General features: G+C 71.7%; 7 protein-coding genes. All 7 read right to left on the reverse strand.

What is annotated here, in order from left to right; all coding sequences use genetic code 11:
- Nucleotides 1-758, reverse strand: a 758-nt coding sequence (locus NON22_RS18475; protein WP_306673896.1) for a Mur ligase family protein, incomplete at its 3' end; no start/stop codon positions are given.
- Nucleotides 755-1,648 carry an acetyl-CoA carboxylase, carboxyltransferase subunit beta gene (accD, locus tag NON22_RS18480; RefSeq protein WP_257388429.1) on the reverse strand — a complete coding sequence of 298 codons (894 nt, stop codon included), beginning with the start codon at nt 1,646-1,648 and terminating at the stop codon, nt 755-757. The genes NON22_RS18475 and accD, both read right to left, overlap by 4 nt.
- A gap of 106 nt (nt 1,649-1,754) precedes the next feature.
- Nucleotides 1,755-2,573: a tryptophan synthase subunit alpha gene (trpA, locus tag NON22_RS18485; protein WP_257388430.1), complete on the reverse strand. Its 819-nt coding sequence runs from the start codon at nt 2,571-2,573 to the stop codon at nt 1,755-1,757.
- A 42-nt stretch (nt 2,574-2,615) separates the two neighbouring features.
- Nucleotides 2,616-3,824 carry a tryptophan synthase subunit beta gene (gene trpB / locus NON22_RS18490; protein ID WP_257388431.1) on the reverse strand — a complete coding sequence of 403 codons (1,209 nt, stop codon included), beginning with the start codon at nt 3,822-3,824 and terminating at the stop codon, nt 2,616-2,618.
- Nucleotides 3,821-4,480: a phosphoribosylanthranilate isomerase gene (locus NON22_RS18495; protein ID WP_257388432.1), complete on the reverse strand. Its 660-nt coding sequence runs from the start codon at nt 4,478-4,480 to the stop codon at nt 3,821-3,823. Before NON22_RS18495 ends, trpB begins: the two co-directional genes overlap by 4 nt.
- Nucleotides 4,477-5,244, reverse strand: coding sequence for a tRNA pseudouridine(38-40) synthase TruA (gene truA / locus NON22_RS18500; RefSeq protein WP_257388433.1), 768 nt, complete (start codon nt 5,242-5,244; stop codon nt 4,477-4,479). Before truA ends, NON22_RS18495 begins: the two co-directional genes overlap by 4 nt.
- 151 nt (nt 5,245-5,395) lie before the next feature.
- The coding region (locus tag NON22_RS18505; protein ID WP_306673895.1) for a FimV C-terminal domain-containing protein at nt 5,396-6,552 on the reverse strand (1,157 nt) is incomplete at its 5' end.

A 6,552-nucleotide genomic window follows, 5' to 3' on the forward strand; every position in this document is an offset into this window, starting at 1 on the left:
GCCGCGAGCTGCGGCATCGGCAGGGCCAGCCGCATCGCGCCGGGGCCGTTCCAGTACCAGCCCGCTGCGGCCGGCGCGACGGCGTAGTCGCGGCCGGCACGGATCACGTCGGCGCCGCGCTCGGCCAGGGCCTGCAGCAAGCCTTCGGGCGGATCGGTCTCGGCGAGGACGAGCGGCCTTCCGGCCCGCGCGACGCCGGCCTTCTCGCGCCCGATGCTGTCGCGGTCGCTGCCGAGCCAGTCCTGGTGGTCCAGCGCGATCGTCGTGACGATCGCCGCGTCGGCGTCGATCAGGTTCACCGCATCGAGCCGCCCGCCGAGGCCGACTTCGAGCACGGCGACATCGAGCATCGCGTCGGCGAACAGCAGCAGCGCGGCCAGGGTGCCGAACTCGAAATAGGTCAGCGGGACGTCGCCGCGCGCGGCTTCGATGCGCTCGAACGCGTCGGTCAGCGCGGCGTCATCGGCATCGGCGCCGGCGATGCGCACGCGCTCGTTGTAGGCCAGCACGTGCGGCGAGGTGTAGGCGGCGACGCGATAGCCGCCGGCCGCGAGCATGGCTTCGAGGAACGCGACCGTCGAACCCTTGCCGTTGGTGCCGGCGACGGTGACGACGACGGGCGCCGGCCGCGGCGCGCCGAGGCGCCGCCAGACCTCGCCCACGCGCGCCAGGCCGAGGTCGACGCCGCGCAGGTGTACGCCGAGCTGATAGTCCAGCCACTGCTGCAGGATGCGTCGCGGCGACGGTTCCGCGCTCAGGCGGCGGCTCCGCCGACGGGCGCCGTGCCGTGGCGCGGCTGGCGCATCAGCAGCGCGAGCACGTCGGCCAGTTTGTTGCGCGTCTCGCGCCTGTCGACGATGAAGTCGACGGCACCGTGCTCGACGAGAAACTCGGAACGCTGGAAACCTTCCGGCAACGTCTCGCGCACGGTCTGCTCGATCACGCGCGGACCGGCGAAGCCGATCAGCGCCTTGGGTTCGGCGACATTGATGTCGCCCAGCATGCCGAGACTGGCCGAGACGCCGCCGGTGGTCGGGTGGGTCAGCACCGAGATGTACGGCAGGCCGGCCGCGCGCAGGCGCGCGAGCGCGGCCGAGGTCTTGGCCATCTGCATCAGCGAGAACAGGCCCTCCTGCATGCGCGCGCCGCCGGTCGCCGACCAGCAGACCAGCGGCGTGCGGTCGGCCAGGGCCCGCTCGGCCGCGCGCGTGAACTTCTCGCCGACGACCGAACCCATCGAGCCGCCCATGAAGCTGAAGTCGAACGCGACGGCGACGAGCGGCCGGCTCTTGAGCAGGCCGCACATCGCGATCATCGCGTCCTTCTCGCCGGTCTGCTTCTGCGCCGCGACGATGCGGTCCTTGTAGCGTTTGGAATCCTTGAACTTCAGCGCGTCGACCGGTTCGAGATCGGCGAACAGCTCCTCGGTGGAGCCTTCGTCGAAGAACGCGAGCAGACGCTTGCGCGCGCCGATCGCGTGGTGATGGCCGCACTGCGGGCAGACTTCGAGATTGCGCTCGAGCTCGGGCCGGTACAGCACGGCGGCACAGCCCTCGCATTTTTCCCAGACGCCTTCGGGCACCTTGCCCTTGACGCCGGTGCCCTGCGTGCGGATGCGCGACGGCATCAGTTTAGAAAGCCAGCTCATGTCACCAACCTCTCCGGTATCCGCCGGCGGCATAGGCGCCGGCGTCGATTCAAGCAGAGGCGCCGCCTCGGGCGGCGCCGGATCTTGCGCAGACGGCGGCTGCCGCCTATGCGGCATGGCCTGCGGGCACCGCGTCCAGCGCCGCGCGGATCGGCGCGAGGAATGCGTGCGCACGCCGCACGGCCTCGGCCGCGTCGGCGCTGCCCGCCAGTGTATCGACCAGCGCGCTGCCGATCACCACGGCGTCGGCGAAGCCGGCGATCGTCGCGGCCGTCGCGGCGTCCTTCACGCCGAAACCGACCGCGACCGGCGTGCGCGCCCGGGCGCGCAGCGCGGTCACGCGCTCGCGCACCGAATCCGTGCTCAGATGCGCCGCGCCGGTGATGCCGGCGAACGACACGTAGTAGAGGAACCCCTGCGCCTCGGCGACGACGCGCTCGAGCCGCGCGGCGTCGGTCGTCGGCGCGGCGAGGAAGATCTGCTCCAGGCCGGCCGCGCGCAGCGGCGCGGCCGTGGCGATCTCTTCCACGGGACAGTCCACGAGCAGCACGCCGTCGACGCCGGCCTCATTGGCTTCGGCCGCGAAGCGCGCGACGCCGCGGATCTCCACCGGATTCAGATAGCCCATCAGCACGACCGGCGTCTGCGCATCGCGCGCGCGGAACTCGCGCACCCAGGCCACCACCTGACCCAGGCCCACGCCCTTGGCCAGCGCGCGTTCGTTCGCGTGCTGGATGACCGGACCGTCGGCCATGGGATCGGAGAACGGCACGCCGAGCTCGAGCAGATCCGCGCCGGCGTCCACGAGCGCGTGCATCAGCGCAACGGTGGCTTCGGGCAGCGGATCGCCGGCCGTGACGAACGGAATCAGGCCCGGCCGGCGGGCGGCCTTCAGCGCGGCGAAGCGGTCGGAAATACGGCTCATGGATGCAGGCAACCTGGCAGCGGTGACGGTGGCGCGGCGGACTCAGATCAGGCTGAGGCCTTCGCGCGCGGCGATGGTGTGCACGTCCTTGTCGCCGCGGCCCGACAGGTTGACGAGCACGAGCCGGTCCTTCGGCAGCTCGCGCGCGAGCTTGATGCCCTGGGCCACGGCGTGGCTGGATTCGAGCGCGGCGAGGATGCCCTCGCTGCGCGCGAGTTCGTGGAACGCGGCCAGCGCCTCGTCGTCGGTGACGCCGAGATACTGCGCGCGGCCGCTGTCCTTGAGATAGGCGTGCTCGGGACCGACGCCGGGATAATCCAGGCCGGCCGAGACCGAATGGGTCTCGATGATCTGGCCGTCGTCGTCGCAGAGCACGTAGGTGCGGTTGCCGTGCAGCACGCCCGGGCGGCCGGCCGCGAGCGAGGCGGCATGACGGCCCGTCGCGATGCCGTCGCCGGCGGCTTCCGCGCCGTAGATCGCGACGTCCGCGTCGTTGAGGAACGCATGGAACAGGCCGATCGCGTTGGAGCCGCCGCCGACGCAGGCGACGAGCGCATGCGGCAGGCGGCCGTACTGCTCGAGCATCTGCGCGCGCGCCTCGCGGCCGACGACGGCGTTGAAATCGCGCACCATCTGCGGATACGGATGCGGGCCGGCCACCGTGCCGATCATGTAGAAGGTGTCGTGCACGTTGGTGACCCAGTCGCGCAGCGCTTCGTTGAGCGCGTCCTTCAAGGTCTTCGAACCCGAATGCACCGGATTCACCTGCGCGCCCAGCAGCTTCATGCGGTAGACGTTGATCGCCTGGCGCTCGACGTCGACGGCGCCCATGTAGACCACGCACGGAATGCCGAGCCGCGCGCAGACCGTCGCGCTGGCCACGCCGTGCTGGCCGGCGCCGGTCTCGGCGATGATGCGGCGCTTGCCCATGTGCTTGGCGACCAGCGCCTGGCCGATGGTGTTGTTGATCTTGTGCGCGCCGGTGTGGTTGAGGTCCTCGCGCTTGAGCAGGATCTGCGCGCCGCCGACGCGGCGCGACAGGCGCTCGGCGTGATAGATCGGACTGGGCCGGCCGACGTAGTGCTTGAGGTCGTATTCGAACTCGGCGATGAAATCCGGATCGTTGCGCAGGCGCTCGTAGGCGGCCGTCAGCTCGGCCAGCGGCGCCATCAGCGTTTCCGCGACATAGACGCCGCCGTAGGCGCCGAAGCGGCCGTGCGCGTCGGGAAGAGTGTGGAAATCGGTAGTCACGCCTGGTTTTCCTCGTCGGCGCCGGCCTGCGCCAGCGACTGCATGAACTGCTGCATCTTCTGCGCGGATTTCAGTCCCGGCGCCGTCTCGATGCCGCTCGATACGTCGACCGCATGCGGCCGCGCGACGCGCACGGCGCGTGCCACGTTGCCGGCGTCCAGACCGCCGGCCAGCACGAGCGGGCGGCCGAGATCCCGCGGTACGCGCGTCCAGTCGAACGCGACGCCGCGGCCGCCCTGCCCGCCGGCCGCATGGCTGTCGAGCAGGAAACCGGCCGCCTGCGCATGCCGGCGCGCATAGGCCGCGACGTCGGCGACGCTGGCCATCGGCACGGCCTTCAGATAGCGCCGATCGAACGCCGTGCAATAGTCCGGCGTTTCCTCGCCGTGGAATTGCAGCAGATCCGGCGCGACACGGCTAATGACTTCGCGCACCCACTGCGGTTCGTCGTCGAGCAGCAAGGTGACGACGGCGACGAACGGCGACGCGGCCGCGCGCAGCGCCGCGGCCTGCTCCAGGTCGACGAAGCGCCGGCTGCGCCGGGTCATGACCAGGCCTATCGCATCGATGCCGAGCGCGCAGGCTGCGGCCACGTCCTCGACGCGGGTCAGGCCGCAGAACTTCACGCGCACGCGGCTCGCCGGGACGCTGCTCACAGGGTCACTTCGGCCGGCAGCCGCCATGACGCCGGATACGACGGATGCAGGAAGGTCAGCCCCTGCGACGGTGCCGTCGGCCCGGCCTGGGTGCGGTCGCGGCCGGCGAGCACGTCGCGCACCCAGTCGGGCTCGCGCTCGCCGAGGCCGACCGGCAGCAGGCTGCCGACGATGTTGCGGACCATGTGATGCAGGAACGCGTTGGCCTGGATCTCGAAATGGATGTAGTCGCCGTCGCGCGTCACGTCGAGCGCATGCACCGTGCGAACCGGATTCGGCGCCTGGCAGGCCACCGTGCGGAACGCGTTGAAATCGTGTTCGCCGAGCAGATGGCGCGCGGCCTGCTGCATGCGGGCGGCGTCGAGCGGCCGGCGCTCCCAGGCCACGTAGCGCGCATCGAGCGCCGGACGAACCGGCCGGTTCAACAGGGTATAGCGGTAGCACCGCGCGCGCGCCGAGAAGCGCGCGTGGAAGTCCTCCGGCATGCGCTGCAGCCAGCGCACGCAGACGTCGTCGGGCAGGCGCGAATTGGTGCCGAGCAGCCAGCCGCGGTCGCTGCGCTCTACCGGCGCGTCGAAATGCACGACCTGGCAGCGCGCGTGCACGCCGGCGTCGGTGCGTCCGGCACAGGTCACGGCGACCGGCGTCGCGGCCACGAAGGACAGGGCCTGCTCCAGCACGCCCTGCACCGTGCGGCCGCGGTCCAGCCGCTGCCAGCCGAGGAAGTCGGTGCCGTCGTATTCGACGCCCAGGGCGATGCGCAAGCCAGCTCCGGCGGGAGAAAAGGGGCGCGATTGTAGCCCGAACCCGCGACGCGCGGCCGCCGGGCGGCGGCCGCGCGTCGCGCCCGGACGGTCCGCAGAAACACGAAGGCCGGCTTGCGCCGGCCTTCGTGGGGTCAACGGGACAGGCCAATCAGCGGATTTCGGCGAGCAGCTTGCGCGCCTCGCCCTTCTGCTTGTCGCTGCCTTCGATCAGCACTTCCTCGAGCATCGACCGCGCGCCGTCCGGATCGCCCATGTCGAGATAGGCCTTGGCCAGATCGAGCTTGGTGCCGATCGCATCGTCGGAAGCGAGCAGGTCGTCGTCGACGCGGGCCGCCGGCGGCGGCGCCCGGTCCGGGATCGGCGGCAGGGGCTGGACCTGGGTCTGATAGTTGCTGGCCGGAGCGGCCGGCGCGCGCGGCGGGGTCAGGTCGAACGAGAAGTCGTCGCTGGTCGGTGCCGGTGCCGGTGCCGGTACCGGCGGCGGCGGCGCTGCGCCGCGGTCGGTCAGATCGAAGTCGAACGCATCGTCCTCGGCAGCGGCGGCCGGAGCAGCAGGAGCCGGCGGCGGCGCGCCGAAGCCGTCATCGAAGCCGTCGAAGCGCAGGGGCTCGGACGAGGCCTCGTAGCTGCCGAAGGCCGGCGGCGCCGCGGCAGCCGAGACCGGCTCGGCGAACAGCGGATTCGACGGCACGAGTTCGCGGCCCATCGCCTGCACCTGCTGCCATTCCGGCATGTTGGTATCGTAGATGTGCGCATACATGGCCTGGGCCGCGGCTTCGAACTTGTCCGCATCGCCCTGCGAGTAGTACAGGCTGGTCAGTTCCAGGTGCGCCGACGTGTCGTCCGGATATTGGGCCAGACGGTCGAGCAGCGAATCCTCCTCGTCCTGCAACGGCGAGGTGGTCTCGGCGTAACTCGCCGCGCCGGCCGCGGCCGGCGCCGCCTTCTTGCCGCCGCGCAGACGCGTGGCCAGGAAGCCGAGCGCGCCGAGCACCGCGAGGCCGCCGAGGCCGTACATCCAGGTCGTCGGCTCCTCGTACCAGGCCTTGGCCGCCGGCAGCGGCTGCACCTTGGCCGGCGTCGACGGCTTGGCCGCGGCGGTCGTGCTGGTCGCCGGCTTGGCCGGCGTCGTCGTGGCCGGAGGCGTCGTGGTCGCGGTCGAGCCCGGCGTCGTGGCGCCCGGCGTGGTCGACGCGGTGGCCGGCGGCGTGGTCGTGCCGCTGCCTGGCGTGGCCGAGGTGTCCGTCGACGGCGTGGCGGTCGTCGAAACCGGTGGCGTCGCTGCGGTCGACGGGGTCGTGCCGG

Source organism: Tahibacter caeni, assembly GCF_024609805.1.
GTDB classification, from domain to species: domain Bacteria; phylum Pseudomonadota; class Gammaproteobacteria; order Xanthomonadales; family Rhodanobacteraceae; genus Tahibacter; species Tahibacter caeni.

Bases quoted from the DNA above. Each gene is read 5' to 3' on its own strand.
- accD (WP_257388429.1), bottom strand. From the start codon at position 1,648: ATGAGCTGGCTTTCTAAACTGATGCCGTCGCGCATCCGCACGCAGGGC.
- trpA (WP_257388430.1), bottom strand. From the start codon at position 2,573: ATGAGCCGTATTTCCGACCGCTTCGCCGCGCTGAAGGCCGCCCGCCGG.